The 19,841-nt window shown below is 71.5% G+C and carries 13 protein-coding genes; 10 read left to right on the forward strand and 3 right to left on the reverse strand.

What is annotated here, in order from left to right:
• The first annotated feature begins 179 nt into the window (after nucleotides 1–179).
• The 5 genes from GP2_RS06755 to GP2_RS06775 are packed head-to-tail and all read left to right on the forward strand — an operon-like array spanning nucleotide 180 to nucleotide 6,806.
• A complete protein-coding gene (locus GP2_RS06755; RefSeq protein WP_006899737.1) occupies nucleotides 180–1,760 on the forward strand; it encodes an MFS transporter in 1,581 nt (526 codons plus the stop codon).
• A 58-nt stretch (nucleotides 1,761–1,818) separates the two neighbouring features.
• Nucleotides 1,819–4,416, forward strand: a complete 2,598-nt coding sequence (nirB, locus tag GP2_RS06760) for a nitrite reductase large subunit NirB (protein WP_006899738.1) — start codon at nucleotides 1,819–1,821, stop codon at nucleotides 4,414–4,416.
• Nucleotides 4,413–4,820: a nitrite reductase small subunit NirD gene (nirD, locus tag GP2_RS06765; RefSeq protein WP_040526565.1), complete on the forward strand. Its 408-nt coding sequence runs from the start codon at nucleotides 4,413–4,415 to the stop codon at nucleotides 4,818–4,820. Before nirB ends, nirD begins: the two co-directional genes overlap by 4 nt.
• Before the next feature lie 8 nt (nucleotides 4,821–4,828).
• Nucleotides 4,829–6,019, forward strand: a complete 1,191-nt coding sequence (locus GP2_RS06770; protein ID WP_051997176.1) for a uroporphyrinogen-III synthase — start codon at nucleotides 4,829–4,831, stop codon at nucleotides 6,017–6,019.
• A gap of 25 nt (nucleotides 6,020–6,044) precedes the next feature.
• Nucleotides 6,045–6,806: a sirohydrochlorin chelatase gene (locus GP2_RS06775; RefSeq protein ID WP_006899741.1), complete on the forward strand. Its 762-nt coding sequence runs from the start codon at nucleotides 6,045–6,047 to the stop codon at nucleotides 6,804–6,806.
• A gap of 102 nt (nucleotides 6,807–6,908) precedes the next feature.
• Here the strand turns inward: GP2_RS06775 and GP2_RS06780 are convergent, their stop codons facing one another.
• Together GP2_RS06780 and GP2_RS06785 are read right to left on the reverse strand one after the other, a co-directional pair.
• Nucleotides 6,909–7,208, reverse strand: coding sequence for an MGMT family protein (locus tag GP2_RS06780; RefSeq protein WP_006899742.1), 300 nt, complete (start codon nucleotides 7,206–7,208; stop codon nucleotides 6,909–6,911).
• A 12-nt stretch (nucleotides 7,209–7,220) separates the two neighbouring features.
• Complete coding sequence (locus GP2_RS06785) at nucleotides 7,221–8,015, reverse strand: alpha/beta fold hydrolase (RefSeq protein WP_006899743.1); 795 nt, start codon at nucleotides 8,013–8,015, stop codon at nucleotides 7,221–7,223.
• A 114-nt stretch (nucleotides 8,016–8,129) separates the two neighbouring features.
• On the opposite strand from GP2_RS06785, the gene GP2_RS06790 reads away from it, so the two are divergent.
• The 4 genes from GP2_RS06790 to nudC all read left to right on the forward strand — a co-directional run bounded on the left by GP2_RS06790 (nucleotide 8,130) and on the right by nudC (nucleotide 17,093).
• Nucleotides 8,130–11,552 (forward strand): ATP-dependent helicase, encoded by a 3,423-nt coding sequence (locus tag GP2_RS06790; RefSeq protein WP_006899744.1) that lies wholly within the window; start codon nucleotides 8,130–8,132, stop codon nucleotides 11,550–11,552.
• Nucleotides 11,545–14,946 carry an ATP-dependent helicase gene (locus tag GP2_RS06795; RefSeq protein ID WP_006899745.1) on the forward strand — a complete coding sequence of 1,134 codons (3,402 nt, stop codon included), beginning with the start codon at nucleotides 11,545–11,547 and terminating at the stop codon, nucleotides 14,944–14,946. Before GP2_RS06790 ends, GP2_RS06795 begins: the two co-directional genes overlap by 8 nt.
• Nucleotides 14,947–15,013: 67 nt before the next feature.
• On the forward strand, nucleotides 15,014–16,087 hold the full coding sequence (locus tag GP2_RS06800; RefSeq protein ID WP_006899746.1) for a potassium channel family protein: 1,074 nt from the start codon (nucleotides 15,014–15,016) through the stop codon (nucleotides 16,085–16,087).
• Between the two features lie 97 nt (nucleotides 16,088–16,184).
• Nucleotides 16,185–17,093 carry an NAD(+) diphosphatase gene (nudC, locus tag GP2_RS06805; RefSeq protein ID WP_210754405.1) on the forward strand — a complete coding sequence of 303 codons (909 nt, stop codon included), beginning with the start codon at nucleotides 16,185–16,187 and terminating at the stop codon, nucleotides 17,091–17,093.
• A gap of 93 nt (nucleotides 17,094–17,186) precedes the next feature.
• Here the strand turns inward: nudC and GP2_RS06810 are convergent, their stop codons facing one another.
• The gene (locus GP2_RS06810; protein WP_006899748.1) at nucleotides 17,187–17,465 is read right to left on the reverse strand and encodes a mycoredoxin; all 279 of its coding nucleotides are present in this window, start codon (nucleotides 17,463–17,465) and stop codon (nucleotides 17,187–17,189) included.
• Nucleotides 17,466–17,580: 115 nt separating this feature from the next.
• Here GP2_RS06810 and GP2_RS06815 point away from each other — a divergent pair, with 115 nt between their 5' ends.
• Nucleotides 17,581–19,704, forward strand: coding sequence for an ATP-dependent helicase (locus GP2_RS06815; protein WP_006899749.1), 2,124 nt, complete (start codon nucleotides 17,581–17,583; stop codon nucleotides 19,702–19,704).
• The last annotated feature ends 137 nt before the right edge of the window (nucleotides 19,705–19,841 follow it).

Raw genomic sequence — 19,841 nt, forward strand, 5'->3', positions numbered from 1 at the left:
GACAACGTGACTGCGAGGTCACGTGACCGCAAATGCCCGCAACACGCTCCCCACATGCTTGGTGGCGAGTCGCACGACATCGGTGTCGGCGGCGCATCGACGGCCGCACCCGGTCGTCGAGTCGCATCGCCGGCGCACTGCGCGTGCAGTGACCACCAAGCCACGGAAGACGGGGACGCATGGTTTTCGCAGACCTCAAAGCGCAGTTCACACGTGACCACACCATCACCGACTGGGATCCCGAGGATCGCGTCGCCTGGGACGACGGCAACGCCGAGATCGCCAAGCGCAATCTCGTCTGGTCGGTGATCTGCGAGCACATCGGATTCTCGATCTGGTCCCTGTTCTCGGTGATGGCCCTGTTCATGGGCCCTCAATACGGCATCAGCCAGGACCAGAAATTCGTCATCGCGGCGACCGCGACCCTCGTCGGCTCGTGCCTGCGCATCCCTTACACCCAGGCCACCGCGCGGTTCGGCGGGCGCAACTGGGCCATCTTCTCCGCCTTCGTGCTGGTCGTCCCGACCGTGATGACGATGGTGCTGATGATGAATCCCGGCGAGTTCGGCTTCGGCTGGTTCCTCGCGGTCGCGGCGATCACCGGGTTCGGCGGCGGCAACTTCGCCTCGTCGATGACCAATATCAACGCCTTCTACCCGCAGCGGTTGAAGGGCTGGGCGCTCGGCCTCAATGCCGGCGGCGGCAACATCGGCGTCCCGGCGGTCCAGGTCATCGGCCTGCTGGTGATCTGGCTCTTCGCCGACCGGCCCGAGATCGTGTGCGCGATCTACCTGGTGGCACTGGCCGTCGCCGGTGTCGGCGCAGCGCTCTACATGGACAATCTCGACCACCAGACGGCCAGCGGCAAGGCGATGGTCGACTGTCTCAAGTACCGCGACACCTGGCTGATCTGCCTGCTCTACGTCGGCACCTTCGGTTCGTTCATCGGTTTCGGATTCGCTTTCAGCCAGGTCCTCAACATCAGCTTCACCTCGGCCGGCGCGTCCAAGCCCGCCCTGGCCGCCGCGCAGATCGCCTGGATCGGCCCGTTGCTCGGCTCGCTCGCCCGCCCTTACGGCGGCAAGCTCGCCGACCGCATCGGCGGCGGCAAGGTGACCCTGTACTGCTTCGTCGCGATGGCCGCGGCCGCGTCGATCCTGGTGGTCGCGGGCATGTCGGCGGACTCCAACGGCAAGGTCATCACCGGCGGCGTGCTGGCCGCCTTCATCACCGGCTTCATCCTGCTGTTCCTGCTCTCGGGTGTCGCCAACGGCTCGGTCTACAAGATCATCCCGACCATCTGGGAGCACAAGGCGCAGTCGCGCACCGGTCTCACCGCCTTCGGCAAGTCCACGTGGTCGCGCAGCATGTCGGGCGCGCTGATCGGCATCGCGGGTGCCGCCGGCGGCCTGGGCGGTGTCGGTATCAACCTGGTCCTGCGGGGCAGCTACAAGTCGAATCAGTCTGCGACACAGGCTTTCTGGGTCTTCCTGGTCTTCTACGTGGTGGCCGCGGCGGTCACGTGGTGGTTCTACGCTCGACGCCCGATCGTCCTGGGCGAGAAGGAGACCACGGACCTGCCGGTCCTGGCGGACGCGGCGGACTCGAGCCCCGTCGCGGGCGACGCAGTGAACACCGTCGCGGGCGACGCAGTGAACACCGTCGCGGGCGACGCAGTGAACACCGTCGCGGGCGACGCGGTGAACACCGTCGGGGGCGACGCGATCGTCGACGGCACGACCGCACCGGCGATCACATGACCGACCGGGGACGGACCCGGGCACAAACCCCTCGCAGCAAGGCATAGGGAGTGAAGAAGTGAGCAACGAAACCAACGCGGGCCGCAACACCGTCGTCGTGGTGGGCCACGGCATGGTCGGGCACCGCTTCGTCCAGGAGTTGCGCAAGCGCGACATCGACGCCTCCTGGCGCGTGGAGATCGTCTGCGAGGAGGCCGAACCGGCCTACGACCGGGTGGGACTGTCCTCCTATGTCGGTTCGTGGCAACGGGATTCGCTGGCGCTGGACGGCAACACCTACGACGGTGACGAGCTCGTCGTGACCCACCTGGGCGAGACCGTCACCGTCATCGACCGCGCGGCCAAGCGGGTCGTCACCTCGGCGGGCCGCGAGATCGCCTACGACGCACTGGTTCTCGCCACCGGTTCGTACGCCTTCGTGCCGCCGGTGCCCGGACACGACAACGAGAAGTGCTTCGTCTACCGCACGCTCGACGACCTCGACGCGATCCGGGCGGCCGCCGAGGCCGCCGGACCGGGGGCCTCGGGTGTCGTGGTCGGCGGCGGTCTGCTCGGCCTCGAGGCCGCCAACGCCCTCAAGCTGCTCGGCCTCAAGCCGCATGTCGTCGAGTTCGCGCCGCGGCTGATGCCGATGCAGGTCGACTCCGGCGGCGGGTCGATTCTCGAGAACCTCGTCACCGACCTCGGCCTCGAGGTCCACACCGGCGTCGGCACGTCCGAGATCGCCGACGCCGAGAACGGGAACCTGCGGGTCACGCTGTCGGACGAATCGGTCATCGACGCCTCGCTGGTCGTGTTCTCCGCGGGGGTGCGGCCCCGCGACCAGCTCGCCCGCGACGCCGGCCTGCCGGTCGCCGAGCGAGGCGGTGTGCTGGTGGACGCGAGCTGCGTCACCGAGGACGACAGCATTTACGCCATCGGCGAGGTGGCCGCGGTCGAGGGCCGCTGCTACGGACTCGTCGCCCCGGGCTACTCGACGGCCGAGGTCGTCGCAGACCGCCTGCTCGGCGGATCGTCGACCTTCCCGGGCGCCGACCTGTCGACCAAGCTCAAGCTCCTCGGCGTCGACGTCGCCAGCTTCGGCGACGCCTTCGCGACCACCGAGAACGCGCTCGAGATCACCTACCACGACGCGGTCGCCGGCAGATACGCCAAGATCGTCGTCAGCGACGACGCCAAGACGCTGCTCGGCGGCATCCTGGTCGGCGACGCGTCGGCCTACGCGATGCTCAAGCCGATGGTCGGCCGGGAGATCCCGGGCGATCCGGCCGCGCTGATCGCACCCGAGGGCGGCGTCGGGGTCGGCATGGACGCGCTGCCCGACGACGCGGAGATCTGCTCGTGCAACGGCGTCTCCAAGGGCAGCATCTGCTCGGCGATCGCCGAGGGCGCCTGCGACATCGCCGCGATCAAGGGCTGCACGTCGGCCGGCACCACCTGCGGTGGCTGTGTGCCGAGCATCAAGCAGCTGCTCGAGGCCTCCGGCGTGGAGCTCAGCAAGTCGCTGTGCGAGCACTTCGCCCAGTCTCGCGCCGAGCTCTTCCAGATCGTCGCGGCCACCGGCATCCGCACCTTCTCCGAGCTCATCGAGCGCTACGGCACCGGCCTCGGCTGCGAGATCTGCAAGCCCACGGTCGCGTCGATCCTCGCCTCGACCTCCAGCGACCACATCCTCGACGGAGAGCAGGCGGCGCTGCAGGACACCAACGACCACTTCCTGGCGAACATGCAGAAGAACGGCTCGTATTCGGTGGTGCCGCGCATGCCCGGCGGTGAGGTCACGCCCGAGCAGCTCATCGTCATCGGCGAGATCGCCCGCGACTTCGGCCTGTACACCAAGATCACCGGCGGCCAGCGCATCGACCTGTTCGGCGCCCGGGTCGACCAGCTGCCGGAGATCTGGCGCCGCCTCGTCGACGCGGGCATGGAGTCGGGCCATGCGTACGGCAAGAGCCTGCGCACGGTGAAGAGCTGCGTCGGCTCGACGTGGTGCCGTTACGGCGTGCAGGACTCGGTCGGCATGGCGGTCTTCCTGGAGAAGCGCTACCGCGGCCTGCGCTCGCCGCACAAGCTGAAGTTCGGCGTCTCCGGCTGTGCCCGTGAGTGCGCGGAGGCCCGCGGCAAGGACGTCGGCGTCATCGCCACCGAGCACGGCTGGAACCTGTACGTCGGCGGCAACGGAGGTCAGAGCCCCAGGCACGCGCAGCTGCTGGCCAGCGGGGTGGATGACGAAACCCTGGTCGCCTACATTGATCGGTATCTCATGTTCTACATCCGGACCGCCGATCGACTGCAGCGCACGGCCCCGTGGCTGGAGTCCCTCGACGGCGGGTTGGATCACCTGAAGGCGGTCGTCTGCGAGGACAGCCTCGGCATCGCCGCCGATCTCGAGGAGGCGATGGACCGCCACGTCGCCGGCTACCAGGACGAATGGGCGGCGGTGCTCGACGACGAGGAGAAGCTCAAGCGGTTCGTGTCGTTCGTGAACGCACCCGATGTGGTCGACCCGACGATCCGATTCGCCGAATACGAACGAAAGGTCCCGGTTCTGCTGGACCTGCCGCAGGTGCGTCCGGGGGCGTCGACGCCGAGCGACTCCCGGGCCGGGGCGGACGGTCCGGCGAACGAGCCGGTCAAGGAAGGAGTGCCGACATGACGGTCGCACCACACGAGACCATGCCGACACCGGCTCCGGTCGCGGGCACCTGGGTGCGGGCCTGCCCGCTCGACGACCTCGTCGTCGGCCGCGGCGTCGCGGTCCTGGGGCCCGCCGGGGAGCAGGCCGCGCTGTTCCGGATGCCCGCCGCCGAGACCGACCGGGAGGCGGTCGGCCGCAGTCGGCTGTATGCGATCGGCAACATCGACCCGTTCGGCCGGGCCGCGGTCCTCTCCCGCGGCCTCGCCGGCGACCACGGCGGGGAACCGACCGTGGCGTCGCCGCTGGGCAAGCAGGTGTTCTCCCTGCGCACCGGCGTCTGTCTCGACGATGAGACGGTGTCGGTGCCGAGCTACGGCGTGCGCGTCGTCGACCGGATCGTCGAGGTGTTCGTTCCCGCGTGAACACCGACATCGATCAGGCCGGCGAACCCGCCGACGCCGGTTCCGAGGCCACCGACACCCCCGTCGCACTTCCGCTCACCGGGTTCACGATCGGCGTGACCGCGGCCCGGCGGGCGGACGAGTTCGCCGCGCTGCTCGAACGACGCGGTGCGGCGGTCGTGCACGCCCCGACCATCCGCATCCTGCCGCTGGTGGACGACACCGAGCTCGAACGGGTCACCGAGGAGATCATCGCGTCGCCGCCGCAGATCATGGTCGCCACCACCGGCATCGGTTTCCGCGGCTGGATCGAGGCCGCGGACGGCTGGGGCAGGGCCGAGGCCGTCCTGGGGGCGTTGTCGCAGAGCCGGCTCATCGCCCGCGGGCCCAAGGCCAAGGGCGCGATCCGGGCGGCGGGCCTGCGCGAGGAGTGGTCGCCGGAGAGCGAGTCCTCCTCGGAGGTGCTCGACCACCTGCTCGCCGAGGGCGTCGAGGGGGTGCGGATCGCGGTGCAGCTGCACGGCGCCACCAGCGAGTGGGAGCCGCTGCCGGATTTCTGCACGGTCCTGCGCGCCGCCGGCGCCGAGGTCGTCCCGATCCCGGTGTACCGCTGGAACATGCATCCCGACGTCGCCCGGATCGACAAGATGATCGCGTCGGTGTTGCGCGGCGACCTGGACGCGATCACGTTCACCAGCGCGCCGGCCGCGGCGTCGATCCTGACCCGCGCCAAGGAACTGGGCAAGTTGCAGCAGTTCGTCCACGCGCTGCGCACGACGGTCCCGGTGATGTGTGTCGGCTCGGTGACGGCGAGCCCCCTGGAGGCGCTGCAGATCCCGACGCTGTACCCGCGCCGCTTCCGCCTCGGCGCACTGGCGCGGCTGATCACCGACGAACTGCCGCGCCGGTCGCACGTGCTGCGGGTGGCCGGCCACGACACCGCGATCCGCGGCCAGGCCGTCGTCGTGGACTCCGAGCTCAAGGAGCTCTCGTCGACCGGCCTGATGCTGCTCAAACTGCTGGCCCGCAATCCCGGCCGCGTGGTGTCGCGCCAGGAGATGCTGGCCGTTCTGCCCGGCGACAGCTCCGACACCCACGCGGTGGAGGTCGCGGTCGCCAGACTGCGTGCCGCGCTGGGGGATTCGAAGATGGTGCAGACCGTCGTCAAGCGCGGCTATCGTCTCGCCGTCGACCTCGAGTTCGACGGCGAAGACGAGTGACGCGACCAGGGGAGGTCGACACGAGATGAGAGACGGCACCTTCGTGACCGGCGACGACGTCCGTCTGCCGTACGGCGATCGCCTGCGCGACGTCAGCCCGGTCCTGGTCGCACACGGGACCCGTAATCCACACGGCGTCAGCGTGATCGCCGAGATCGCCGAGGCCGTCGGCAGGCGGATCGGCGTGACCCGCACGGCGTTCGTCGACGTGCTGGGGCCGACGCCGAGCGAGGTGATCGCCGATCTCGACAAACCCGCCGTCCTGGTGCCCGCCTTCCTCGCATCGGGCTACCACGTCCACAAGGACATCCCGGAGCACGTCGCGCTGGCCGGCCGGCCCGACACCGTGGTCACCCGCGCGCTCGGTCCCGACCCCGCGATCGCCGCGGTCGCGCGACTCCGCCTGGCCGAGGCCGGCTGGGAACCCGGCGACGCCGTCGTTCTCGCGGCCGCCGGGTCGTCCGACGAGAGCGCCTGTGGACAGGTGTATCTGGCTGCGCGCCAACTGGAATCGCTGATCGGCGGCCGGGTCGAGGTCGGGTTCATCGCCACCGCGCAGCCGTCGGTGCCCGAGGCGATCGAACGCGCACGACGCACCGGCCGTCGGGTCGTCGTCGCGAGCCACCTGCTCGCGCCGGGCCTGTTCCACCAGCGTCTGCAGACCTATGGCGCCGACGCGGTGGCCGCGCCGCTCGGCCCGGATCCGCGCATCGTCGACCTGATCATCACCCGCATGCGCGCGGCGATAAGTCCGTACCGCCGGAGCCCGGTGGCGCGCACGGCCTGAGCGTCACGGCCCGGGTCGCGCCACGTCCTCGGCAGGGACGCCGGTCCCTCGACCGCCGGCGGTGCGTCATGGCCGCCTGTGTGTCGAGGGCGGCCCCTCACGTCAGGGGATCGCCCATCGGCACTCCCGCAACCTGATTCGCCCATCTGCGATCGGAACGCCCTCGGCGGCGAGCCGCTCCAGCTGCCGCGAGGCCAGATGCGGTGCGGGGCGACCGCTTGCCGGCACGACGCGGTGCCAGGGCAGGTCCGCGGTGTCGGTGCGCATGATCCAGCCGACGATGCGCGGACTCGACAACCCGGCCGCGGCCGCCAGGTCGCCGTAGGTGCTGACCTGCCCGGCCGGGATGGCGGCGACCAGCGCGCGGACCGCCTCGACCTGCTCTTCGGTGACCGCCGCCATCGTGGGCCCGGCTCAGAACAGCGACCGGATGAGCGACGCGGACAGCTCCGGCGCGAGGAACGGCACCATGTGCTCGCAGTCGGCATGGTGCACGGTGACGGAGCCGGCGCGCTCGCTCGCGCAGGCCTCCAGGAACGCCGGTCGCACGAACGGCGGCTGAACCCGGTCGGCGACCACGACGTGCGTCGGGATGCCCGGCGGCGGCAGCACCGCGGGGCGGGCCATCTCGCTCCACGACGCCGCGGCGGCGGGAGCGCTCACCCGCCACCCGACCCGGCCGTGCGGGCGGGCGACGAGATGCTCGGCGATCTCGGCCTCGAGGATCTCGTCGGGCACCGCGGCCCAGCCCTCGGCGCGTTTGGCCGAGCGCGCCGCGTCGGCGTCCGCGTAGTCCCAGTTGTCGAGGCTGTTGGTCGCGACCTCCAGCGCGAAATCCGGGTCGAGTCCCTGGGCGGGGTCGAGCAGGACGATGCCCCTGACCGCCTCGGGGCGACGATTCGCCAGGTGCAGGGCGAGGGCCCCGCCGAAGGAATGGCCGACCACGACGACCTGCCGGTCCGTCGGCACGTGCTCGTCGAGCACCTGCGACAACGCCCGCACCTGGTGCTCGATGCTCCACGGCGGGCGCCAGGGGGAGCGGCCGTGCCCGATCAGGTCGGGTGCGACGATGCGCACACCGGGCAGGTACCCGGCCAGCGGTCCCCACCGTTTGCCGTGCCCGGTCAGGCCGTGGATCGCGAGCACCGTCGGGGTCTCGCCGGAGGGCGGTGAATCCCCGTCGAACACATGGGTGTTGAGAGTTGCCACGCCTCCTATCGTGCCGGATGGCGCCGACGGCCGCCCGCCGCACCCACCGCTTCCCACGGCCGCGTGGCGTCGGCGGCGACCGGGCCGTCGGTGACTCGTGATTGCATGGGTGCCATGAGTCGCAACCCGGGCACCCAGGCCTCGCGCAACGCCCTGCGCGCGCGGCTGGTCGCGGCACCCGAGGCCGTCGACGCGCCGCGCGACTGGCCAGCGCACATCCGGCGCGTGATCGATGCCGGCACCAGGGCCACCGGCGAAGAGCAACAGGCGTGGCGTCCGATCCGGGTCCACGGCGGGCCGGGCAGCGGAAAGACCGCGCTCATCGTCGACGCCGCGGTGGCGCGTCTGCTCGATCCGGACACCGATCCGGAATCGGTCCTGGTCCTCGCCTCCAGCCGTCGGGCCGCGGTCGCGCTGCGGGAGGAGATCACCCGACGGGTCCTGTCGGCCCACGCCGAAGGACGGCGCGTGCTGGGCGGGGCCCTGCGCGAGCCGCTGGTGCGCACCGTGCACTCCTACGCGTTCGCCATCCTGCGGCTGCAGGCCGGCGCCCACGGCAACCCGCCGCCCCGGCTGATCACCGGCTCCGAACAGGACGTCGTCCTGCGCGAGCTGCTCGCGGGCGACATCGAAGACGGCGCGGAGTACTGGCCGGCACACCTGCGCCCGGCGCTCGGCACCGACGGATTCGCGCAGGCCCTGCGCGACCTGATGATGCGCGCCGCCGAACGCGGTGTCGGGCCGGAGGAACTCGCCGCGCTGGGCAAGAAGCACAAGCGCCCGGAGTGGGTGGCCGCCGGACGCGCCTACGCGCAGTACGAGCAGAACATGCTGCTGCGCGGCGCGGTGGGACTCGAGACCCCCGGCGCCTCGGCGCCCGCCGTCGACGCGGCCGAGCTCATCGGCTCCGCGCTCTCGGCGTTCGCCACCGACCCGGACCTGCTCAGCGGCGAGCGGCGCCGCATCCGGCATCTCCTCGTCGACGACGCGCAGCATCTCGATCCGCAGGCCGCGCAGCTGATCCGGCTGGTCGGCACCGGCACGGTGTCGACCATCATCGCCGCCGACACCGACCAGTCCGTGTTCGGTTTCCGCGGCGCCAGCCCGCGCTTCGCCGACGGCCTGGCCGATCCGGGCTCCGACCGCGACATCGTCCTCGAACACGACTTCCGCGCGCACCCCGACATCGCGCGACTCGGGCGGGCCATCGCCGCGCGGCTCCCGGGCGCCCGGCCGCACCCGTACCCGCAACCGGTGTCCGAGCTCGACGCCGACCGCGAGGCGGAGGTCCCGAAGGACGCCGCCGCGGTGCGCATCTACGGTTCGGCGGCGAAGGAGGCCACCGCCATCGCCGACATGCTGCGCCGCGCGCACCTTTTCGACGGGGTGCCGTGGTCGCAGATGGCCGTCATCGTGCGGTCGGTCTCGCTGGCGTTGCCGCCGCTGCGCCGGGCGTTCCGCTCGGCGGGCGTCCCGGTCACCACGCCCGCCGGCGACCTGCCCCTGCACCGGCAACGCGCGGTCATCGCGCTGATGCTGGTGCTGCGCGTGGTCGCGGCCCGCCGGCACGACCCGACCGCCCACACCGATCCGGACACCCCCGAACTCTTCACGACCGAGGACACCCTGACCCTGCTGTCCGGCCCGATCGGCGGTGCCGACCCCGGTGCGATGCGCCGGCTCCGGCGCGGCATCCGCCGCTTCGACGAGACGAAAGATCCTTCGGGGCAGCAGGATTCGCTCACGTCGCTGACGCGGGCCATCCTCGATCCGGAGCTGGGCACCCGCTACCGGCGCTCCCTGACCGAGACCGAGGCCGCGCCGTTGGGGCGGGTGCTCGACGTCGTGGCCGCGGCCCAGCGGGCGCACGACGCCGGGCGCGGCATCGAGGAGACGCTCTGGGCGGCGTGGCAGGCCACCGGGCTCGAACGTCGCTGGGCCGCCTCCGCGGTCCGCGGCGGACCCGCCGGCGAGCAAGCCGACCGCGACCTCGACGCCGTCATGGCGATGTTCGAGGCCGCGGCGAACTTCGCCGACACCCTGCCCGCGGCCGGCCCGGCCGGGTTCGTGCACTACCTGTCGCAGCTGCAGATCCCCCGCGACAGCCGGACGCCCACCGCCGCAGCCGAATCCGTGACGGTGCTGTCGGCCCATGCCGCCGTCGGCCGGGAGTGGGAGGTGGTCGCGGTCGCCGGTGTGCAGGACGGCCTGTGGCCATCGCTGCGCAGTCGCGGCGGCGTGCTCGGCACCGCGGCGCTCGTCGACCTGCTCGACGGGATGGACGCCGAGGCCGTCGACACCGTCGCCCGCGGCGCCGCCGCGCTGGCCGACGAGCGGAGGTTGTTCCTCGTGGCCTGCACCAGGGCGCGTAGTCGCCTGCTGGTGACGGCGGTGGAGGACGGCAGCGGCGACGCCTCCCCGTCGCGGTTCATCACCGAACTCGCCGATCTGGTGGCCGACGCCGACGCCGACGCCGACGACGCCGCGTCGCGGCCCGAACCCGCGCTCGACCCGGGCGTCGACCGCGTCCTGTCGCTGCCGTCGCTGGTCGCGACCCTGCGATCGGTGGTGGTGGCCGGCGCGCACGACCCCGACGAGCGGACCCGGGCCGCCGCGCGCCTGCTCGCGGTCCTGGCCGACTCCGACATCCCGGGAGCCCATCCGCGGGACTGGTTCGGCCTCGCCGAGCCCAGCACCGACGCCCCGCTGTGGACCCCGGATCAGGGGCCGGTGGTGTTGTCGCCGTCGAATGTCGAGGCACTCAACCGGTGTTCGCTGCGGTGGGTGCTGGAGCGCAACGGGGGCCGCGACGGCGACGGGACGCCCGCCCTCACCGGCAGCCTGGTGCACACCCTGGTCCAGGCGGTCGCCGGGCAGATGGACCCGCAGGAGGTCACCGCGGCCCTGCGCGCGATCTGGGACCGCGTCGACACCGGCGCGGGCTGGTACTCCGCGCGCGAGCTCGAACGCGCGGAGAACATGCTCACCCACTTTCGCGACTGGCTGCGGCTGTCCCGGTCCGAGCTCGAGGAGGTGGGCGTCGAGCTGCCCGTCGACGCGACGATCCCCGCCGGCCCGGTTCACGACGACACCGACGGCGACGCCGAGGCCCCGCCGGTGCGCCTGCGCGGCCGCGTCGACCGGCTCGAGGTCGACGCGCAGGGCCGCCCGGTGGTCGTCGACGTCAAGACCTCCAAGAACCCCATCACCAAGACCGAGGCCGACGAACACGCGCAGATGGCGGCCTACCAGGTGGCTCTCGCGCACGGCGGCGTGCCGCAGTTCGGCGAGGCGACCCCGGGCGGGGCGCGGCTGGTGTACGTGGCCAAGGCGCACCGGGATTCGGGTGCGACCGAGCGGGTCCAGTCGCCGCTGACGCCGGAGCTGCTCGACGAGTGGATCGGGGAGGTCCGTCGCGCGGCGCGCGCGAGCATCGGCCCGACCTTCCGCGCGACGCCGAATCCCGGCTGCCAGCACTGCGCGCTGACGGCCAGCTGCCCGGCCAAGATCCCCGGAAAGGCGGTGACCGATGACTAGCGAGGCGACGCAGGCCCCGACCGGGCGTCCGCTGATCGGCGCCAAGACGCTTGCCGCGGCTCTCGGGCTCCCCGAGCCGACTCCCGAGCAGGTGGCGGTCATCGAGGCGCCGGTCGAGCCGATGCTCGTGGTCGCCGGTGCCGGCGCGGGAAAGACGGAGACGATGGCCTCGCGCGTCGTGTGGCTCGTCGCCAACCAGATCGTCGCGCCCGACGAGATCCTGGGCCTGACCTTCACCCGCAAGGCCGCCAGCGAGCTCGGCGCGCGCATCCGCCGACGGCTGTCGATGCTGTCGGGGTCTGCGGCACTGCGCAATTGGGACCCCGACGGCTCGCTGGCCGCCCGGCTGCGCGGGGCCGACCCCGAGGTCAGCACCTACCACGCCTATGCCGGTCGGCTCATCGCCGACTACGGCCTGCTGCTGCCGGTCGAGCCGTCGTCGACGCTGCTCACCGAGACGGAGCTGTGGCAGCTGGCCTTCGGGCTCGTCTCGTCGTGGCCGGAGGATCTCGACACCGACAAGGTCCCGGCGAGCGTCACCGAGGCCGTGCTCAAGCTGTACGGCGAGATGTCGGAGCACCTCGTCGACATCGACGACCTCGAGAAGGCCGGGTCGAGGCTGTACGAGCTCATCGACACCCTCCCGAAGGGCCCTCGGCAGCGCGACAAGCCGTCGCAGGCGTTGCTGAAGATCAAGGAGGTCATCGACGAGCGGCGGGCGCTGCTCCCGCTCGTGCGCGCGCTCGCCGACACCATGCGCGCGCAGTCCGCGCTCGATTTCGGCAGCCAGATGTCGCTGGCCGCACGGCTCGTCGTCGGCAACCCCGAGGTGGTGGAGTCCGAACGCGCGGCGTTCCGCGCGGTGCTCCTCGACGAGTACCAGGACACCGGCCACTCCCAGCGCATCCTGCTGTCGACGCTGTTCGGCGGGCACGGGCCGTCGCGGGAGCCGGTGGCGGTCACCGCGGTCGGCGATCCGATCCAGTCCATCTACGGCTGGCGTGGCGCGTCCGCGGCCAACCTGCCCCGGTTCGCCCGCGATTTCCCGCGTCCCGACGGCTCGCCCGCGCACCGCCGAGAACTGCTCACCAGTTGGCGCAATGCGGCGCAGGCCCTGCGCCTGGCGAACCAGGTGTCCGAGGAACTCCGGCGCCGGGGCATCCCGGTCAGCGTCCTGCGGCCGCGGCCCGACGCCCCGCACGGAACGGCGACCATCGCGCTCACCGAGACCGTCATCGACGAGCGCAGCTGGATCGCCGACTCGATCGAGGAGCGATGGAAGGCGGCCGAGGCCGCCGGCGAGGCGCCGCCGACGACCGCGATCCTGGTGCGGCGCAACGAGGATTCGGCGCCGTTGGCCGCCGAGCTGGAGAGCCGCGGGATCCCCGCCGAGGTCGTCGGCATCGGCGGCCTGCTCCACGTGCCCGAGATCGAGGACATCATCGCCACCCTGCGCGTGATGGCCGACCCGATGGCCGGCACCGCGGTCATGCGCCTGCTGACGGGTGCGCGCTGGCGGCTCGGGGCCAAGGACCTCGCCGCGCTGTGGCGGCGCGCCACCACCCTCGCCGCGGAGAGCTACGCCGAATCGGTGGGCGTGGTCACCAGCCGCGAACAGCTCGACGCCGCACTCGATTCCGTCCTGCCCACCGAGATCGTCGACCGGGCCGGCCTCGCCGACGCCGTCGTCGACCCCGGGGACCCGGGCGACTACAGCCCGGAGGGATACGCACGCATCCGCGCGTTCGGGGCACAGCTGGAATCGCTGCGGCGTCGCATCGGGCAGCCGCTGCCCGAGCTCGTCGCCGACGTGGAGCACACCATCGGCGTGGGCGTCGAGGCCCAGATCCGCGCACGCCGCATGCGCGGCGCCATCACCGGACGCGAGCACCTCGACGCCTTCGCCGACTACGTCAGCCACTACGCCGACCGTCCAGGCGCGAATCTCCCCGGCCTGCTGGCCTTCCTGGACGCCGCCGAGACCATCGAGAAGGGCCTGGAGCCGGGCAAGATCGAAGTGGCCGACCAGCGCGTGCAGATCCTCACCGTGCACGCCGCGAAGGGACTCGAGTGGGACGTCGTGGCGATCCCGCACCTGGCGAAGGGGATCTTCCCCAGCGCCAAGGCCGACACCACCTGGCTCGGCAGCGCCCGCGAACTCCCGGCCGAGCTGCGCGGCGACCTCGCGACCCCTTCCGAGTCGGCAGACGGTGCGGCCGAAGGGTTCCCGGTGCTCAAACTCGACGCGCTGGCCGACCGCAAGCAGCTCGAGGAGGCGATCGCCGACCACAAGGCGGCCATCTCACAGCGACGCCTCGAAGAGGACCGCCGCCTGCTCTACGTCGCGCTGACCCGTGCCCGGCACGATCTGCTGATCTCGGCACACCACTGGTCGGAGACCGGGGACAAGCCGCGCGGCGGATCGGAGTTCTTCGACGAGCTGATGACCGCCATCGACGAGGCGATCACCGATCCGTCGGTCGACTCCACGGGCATGTCCATCGCGGTCCGCACCCCGCCGCCGGCCGACGACGCGACCAACCCGCTCGCCGAACGCGTCGTCGCCGAGTCGTGGCCGCGGGACCCGCTCGCCGGACGCCGCGACGCGGTGCAGGCCGCCGCCGAGCTCGTGCTCGAGGCGATCGCGAACCGGGAGGCGCCCGCGCTGTTCGACGCCCCGTCCGACGCGGCGGGGCAGGCCGAGCTCGCAGCGGCCGACCCCGACGACGAGATCGCCGCCTGGGAGGCGGAGGTGTCGGCGCTGCTCGACGAACACCACCAGGCCAACCAGGCGCTCGTCGAGGTCACGCTGCCGACCCACCTGTCGGTCAGCCAGCTCGTCGAACTCGACGCCGACGAGGCCGAGTTCGCCCGGCGGCTCCGGCGGCCCACGCCGTTCCGGCCCAATCCGATGGCGCGGCGCGGTACCGCATTCCACGCCTGGGTGGAACGGTGGTTCGGCGCGACGCGACTGCTCGACGTCGACGAACTCCCCGGTGCCGCCGATGCCACGGCCAGCCCCGACGCCGACCTCGATGCCCTGCGCGAGGCCTTTCTCGCCTCGCCGTGGGCCAACCGGAGCCCCACCGAGGTGGAGGTCCCGTTCGAGACGGTCATCGGCGGCATCGTGGTGCGCGGGCGCATCGACGCGGTCTTCGCCGAGAAGGACGGGTCGTGGACGGTGGTCGACTGGAAGACCGGCGTGGTTCCCGAACCGGCGAAACGGGAGTCGCTGTTCATCCAGCTGGCCGCCTACCGCATCGCGTGGGCCCAGCTGGCCGGCGTTCCCGTCGAGAAGGTCCGCGCGGCTTTCCACTACGTCCGCGACGGACACACGCTGATGGCCGACGACCTCCCCGACGAGGCGACGCTCGCGGCCAAGCTGGCCAAATGAGCTCCCATGTCGGCGAGTGGGTTACATTTCAGCGTGTGAGCGAACCCCAGAAGCGCCAGATGTGACCATGCGTAACCGCTTGCGCCGCCGGTTCGGATCCGGGGACGAGCTGGCCGGCAAACCCGACTACGCGTTGGTCGGCGTCGTCCGGATCCCCGAACTCGAACAGAGCCCGGCCCGTGCGATCGGTCGCCGCGTCCTCTGGGCGTGCCTGGCGCTGTTCTTCACCTCGGTGGTCGTGTGGATCGACCGCGACGGCTATCACGACGCGCAGGGCAACCCGCTGTCCTATCTCGATTCGCTCTACTACTCGGCGGTGACGCTGTCGACCACGGGTTACGGCGACATCACCCCGATCAGCCCGTTCGCCCGGTTCGTCAACATCGTCATCATCACGCCACTGCGTGTGCTGTTCCTGATCGTGCTGATCGGCACCACCCTCGAGGTGCTCACCGAACGGTCCCGGCAGGCGCTCAAGATCCAGCGTTGGAGGAATGCCGTGCGCAATCACACCGTGGTCATCGGCTACGGAACCAAGGGACGTACCGCGGTCGACGCCATGCGCGGCGACGGGGTCAAGCCCTCGGAGATCGTCGTCGTCGACTCCGAACCCGCGGTCCTCGAGGCGGCGGCGGCCGACGGGCTCGTCACGGTCCGCGGCGACGCGACCAAGTCCGACGTCCTGCGCCTCGCAGGCGTCGCGCACGCCAAGAACATCATCGTCGCGCCCAACCGGGACGACACCGCGGTCCTCGCGACGCTCACCGCGCGCGAGATCAATCCGCGCGCGAAGATCGTGGCGTCGATCCGCGAGTCGGAGAACACCCACCTCATGCGCCAGTCCGGCGCCAACTCCGTGGTGGTCTCGTCGGAGACGGCGGGCCGCCTGCTGGGCATCGCCACCATGACGCCATCGGTGGTCGAGATGATCGAGGACCTCCTCACCCCGGACATCGGGTACTCCATCGCCGAACGCGAGGTGGATCCCAGCGAGACGGGCGGATCGCCCGCGCACACGCGCGACATCGTGCTCGGCGTGGTCCGCGACGGCGTGCTCCATCGGGTCGACGACGCCGAGGTCGAACAGATCGAGGCCGGCGACCGGCTGCTGTACGTCCGCAAGAGCACGTCCGACGACTGACGGGCGGACGCTCGCCATCCGACCGGACCGGCCCGACACCGCCCACCCGACCGACCACCAGGGGAACGACGTGCACTTCGACCTGCTCCAACTGCCCATGCTCTCGCGCGCGGGATTCGACCGCGCCGACGAGATCCGCGACGACGCCGAACGGATGGCCGCCGGCTGGCCGACGGCGAAGGTGCTGCTCGTCGATCCCAACGGCCGCTATCCGGTCGGCGATTCGGGTGCCCTGCACTGGGTCGAGGCGACGACCGTCGCCGACGCCCCGCCGGCCGATGCGGTGTTCCTGGGCGTGGTCGACGGCGTCGACCGCTGGACCCGCCGCGTCGACCACGTCGACGGTCCCACCGACGACGCCCGCCGGGGTGCCGAACGCCTGACCGCGGACGAGGCCGGGCTGCTGGTCACCGCACTCGGCATCCTGAATTGGCATGACACGGCCAGGCATTCGCCGGTCGACGGCTCGGTCACCGTGCCGGCGCGCGGCGGTTGGGTGCGTCGCAGCGTCGACTCCGGTCGCGACGAGTTCCCGCGCACCGATCCGGCCATCATCACCGTCGTGCACGACGGTGCCGACCGGATCCTGCTGGGCCGCCAGGCCATCTGGCCCGACGGCTGGTACTCGACCCTGGCCGGCTTTGTGGAACCGGGGGAGTCGTTGGAGCAGTGCGTCATCCGCGAGGTCCACGAGGAGGTCGGCATCGTGGTGCGCGAGCCGCGCTACCTCGGCAGCCAGCCGTGGCCGTTCCCGCGGTCGCTGATGCTCGGCTTCGCCGCCATCGGAGACCCGGCCGACGAACTGCAGTTCCTCGACGGCGAGATCGGTGACGCACGGTGGTTCCACCGCGACGAGGTGCGCGAGGCGCTCTCGCGCGACGGATGGACCCGCGTCGACCCCGCTCCGGACGGGACGCCCCCGCGACTGCAGCTGCCCGGGTCGATCTCGATCGCGCGCACCCTCATCGAGTCCTGGGCGGCCACGGGACAGACAGACACGGGATAGACAGCCACGGGATGGGCACCCCGACACGAGAGAACCCGGGCCGGCGCGGATGCCGGACCCGGGTTCGTCGTCTGCAGATCAGAAGGTGGCGACTCAGACGCCGAGCTTCTTCTTGACGTCGGCGATCGACGGGTTGGTCGCGGTGGTGCCGTCGGCGTAGAGAACCGTCGGCACGACGTGATTTCCGCCGTTGACGCTGCCCACGAACTCCGCGGCGGCGGGATCGGCCTCGATGTCGATCTCCTTCCACGGGATCCCGCTGGCCTTCAGCGCCGTCTTGAGACGGCGGCAGTAGCCGCACCACGTGGTGGTGTACATGGTCAGTTCGCCGGAGTCGGTGGTGCCGGCCGCGTCGTCGATCACGTTGCTCATGAACCTCATAACACCACGCCGCGGCGGGCTGTTCCCGTCGACGCCGCGGAGGACAGTGGTGCCTGTCACGCACGGGCGGGTCGGCGGCCGGGCGCCGTCGGTGGGTGGTGACATAGTGGACTCCGTGCGCCATCCGACCACCCCCATCAGCTCTCGCGACGCCGGAGCGGTCGACGAGCTCGATCCCGAGCAGTCCGCGGCGGTCCTCGCGCCCCGCGGACCCGTGTGCGTCCTGGCCGGGGCCGGAACCGGCAAGACCCGCACCATCACCCGCCGTATCGCCCACCTCGTCGACACCGGGCAGGTGAACCCCGGGCAGGTTCTCGCAGTGACGTTCACCGCCCGCGCGGCGGGGGAGATGCGGACCCGCCTGCGCAGCCTCGGCGTCGGGGCCGGCCACACCGGCAACGTCGCGGCCCAGACCTTCCACGCCGCGGCCATGCGGCAGCTCCGCTACTTCTGGCCGCACGTGTTCGGCGATGCGCGGTGGGAACTGCTCGACAACAAGTTCCCCCTCATCTCGCGCGCCGCGCGCCGGGCCGGCCTCGACACCTCGACCGACACCCTGCGCGACCTGTCCTCGGAGATCGAGTGGGCCAAGGCCACGCTGATCGCCCCGGAGAGCTACGTGGAGGCGGTCCGCCGCCTCGGGCGGGAGTCGCCGGCGCCGCCGCCCAAGGTCGCCGCGGTGTACGAGCAGTACGAGGACGCCAAGGTCTCGCCCGAGGGCGACCGGCTCCTCGACTTCGACGACCTGCTCATCTACATGACCCAGATCCTCACCGTCGACCCCGGCGCGGCCGAGGAGTTCCGTTCGCGCTACCGGTGTTTCGTCGTCGACGAGTACCAGGACGTGACGCCGGTCCAGCAGGGCCTGCTCGACGCCTGGCTCGGCGAGCGCGACGACCTGACCGTCGTCGGCGATGCCAACCAGACGATCTACAGCTTCACCGGCGCCTCCCCGAGCTACCTGCTGGACTTCTCCCGCCGGTTCCCCGACGCCACGGTCGTCCGGCTCGAACGCGACTACCGGTCCACCCCGCAGGTCGTCGACCTCGCCAACCGGGTCATCGGCGCCGCGCGCGGCCGCATCGCCGGCACCCGACTCCGCCTCATCGGGCAGCGGCCCCCGGGGCCCCAGCCGACGTTCGCCGAGTACGACGACGAGCCGGCCGCGGCCACCTCGATCGCGATCGAGATCAAACACCTCATCAAGCAGGGGGTCGCGCCCTCCGAGATCGCCATCCTGTACCGCGTCAACGCCCAGTCGGAGAACTACGAGCAGGCGCTGACCGAGGCGGGGATCCCCTACCAGGTCCGCGGGGGCGAGGCGTTCTTCGCGCGCACCGAGGTCCGTCAGGCGATGCGCCAACTCGCGTCCGTCGCCGGGCGCGAGGTTCGCCCCGGCGTCGGGACCCTCGACGTCGTGCGGTCGGTGCTCGGGGAGCTCGGACTGTCTGCCGAGGAGCCGTCCGGCGCCCAGGCGCGTGCCCGCTGGGAGTCCCTGAAGGCGCTGCTGCAGCTGACCGAGGACATGATCGCCGAGAACCCGGAGCTGACCCTGCCGGATCTGTCGGCGGAGCTGTCGGCCCGCGCCGAGGCCCGCCACCCGCCGACCGTCCAGGGCGTCACGTTGTCGTCGTTGCACGCGGCCAAGGGCCTCGAGTGGGACGCGGTGTTCCTCGTCGGGCTCACCGACGGCTCGCTGCCGATCAGCCAGGCCATCAAGGGCTCGTGGGAGGACATCGAGGAGGAGCGCCGACTCTTCTACGTGGGCGTGACCCGCGCCCGGGAGCACCTCCACCTGTCGTGGGCGCTGGCCCGCAACGAGGGAGGCCGCGCCCGCCGCCGGTCGCGTTTCCTCAACGACCTCGTGCCCGACGACTCCCCGGCGTCGAAGATCGCGAAGGAGCGGACCCCGCGCAAGGGGCCGTCGTGCCGGGTCTGCGGAGCGCGGCTCACCGGCTCCACCGCGACACTGCTCGGCCGATGCTCGTCGTGCCCATCGGACCTCGACGAGGACCTCCTCGTCGCCCTGAAGGAATGGCGCCGCGAGCGCGCCCAGGAGAAGAAGGTCCCGGCGTTCGTCGTGTTCTCCGACAAGACCCTCACCGCCGTCGCCGAGCAACGGCCGACGGACACCGCGGGGCTGGTGTCGATCCCGGGGATCGGGGCGTCGAAGCTCGACGAGTACGGCGAGGAATTGCTCGAGATCATCAAAACCGCAGGTCAAAAATAGGTTGTGCGGCTCTTTGCGCACGGTCTACCCTGGTCACCAGTCAGCACACGGGTGGAGAACGCCTGTGTCCCGACGGAACCCATCGCTCGAGTCGAGGCCGACCCAGAGCACCAGCGCCGAGAAGAAGAAAGGAGCGG

It is taken from the genome of Gordonia paraffinivorans NBRC 108238 (assembly GCF_000344155.1).
Taxonomy (GTDB): domain Bacteria; phylum Actinomycetota; class Actinomycetes; order Mycobacteriales; family Mycobacteriaceae; genus Gordonia; species Gordonia paraffinivorans.

Coding starts and splice junctions, on each gene's coding strand:
- GP2_RS06755 (WP_006899737.1), top strand. CDS start 180: ATGGTTTTCGCAGACCTCAAAGCGCAGTTCACACGTGACCACACCATC.
- nirD (WP_040526565.1), top strand. CDS start 4,413: ATGACGGTCGCACCACACGAGACCATGCCGACACCGGCTCCGGTCGCG.
- GP2_RS06775 (WP_006899741.1), top strand. CDS start 6,045: ATGAGAGACGGCACCTTCGTGACCGGCGACGACGTCCGTCTGCCGTAC.
- GP2_RS06780 (WP_006899742.1), bottom strand. CDS start 7,208: ATGGCGGCGGTCACCGAAGAGCAGGTCGAGGCGGTCCGCGCGCTGGTC.
- GP2_RS06790 (WP_006899744.1), top strand. CDS start 8,130: ATGAGTCGCAACCCGGGCACCCAGGCCTCGCGCAACGCCCTGCGCGCG.
- GP2_RS06795 (WP_006899745.1), top strand. CDS start 11,545: ATGACTAGCGAGGCGACGCAGGCCCCGACCGGGCGTCCGCTGATCGGC.
- GP2_RS06800 (WP_006899746.1), top strand. CDS start 15,014: ATGCGTAACCGCTTGCGCCGCCGGTTCGGATCCGGGGACGAGCTGGCC.
- nudC (WP_210754405.1), top strand. CDS start 16,185: ATGCTCTCGCGCGCGGGATTCGACCGCGCCGACGAGATCCGCGACGAC.
- GP2_RS06810 (WP_006899748.1), bottom strand. CDS start 17,465: ATGAGCAACGTGATCGACGACGCGGCCGGCACCACCGACTCCGGCGAA.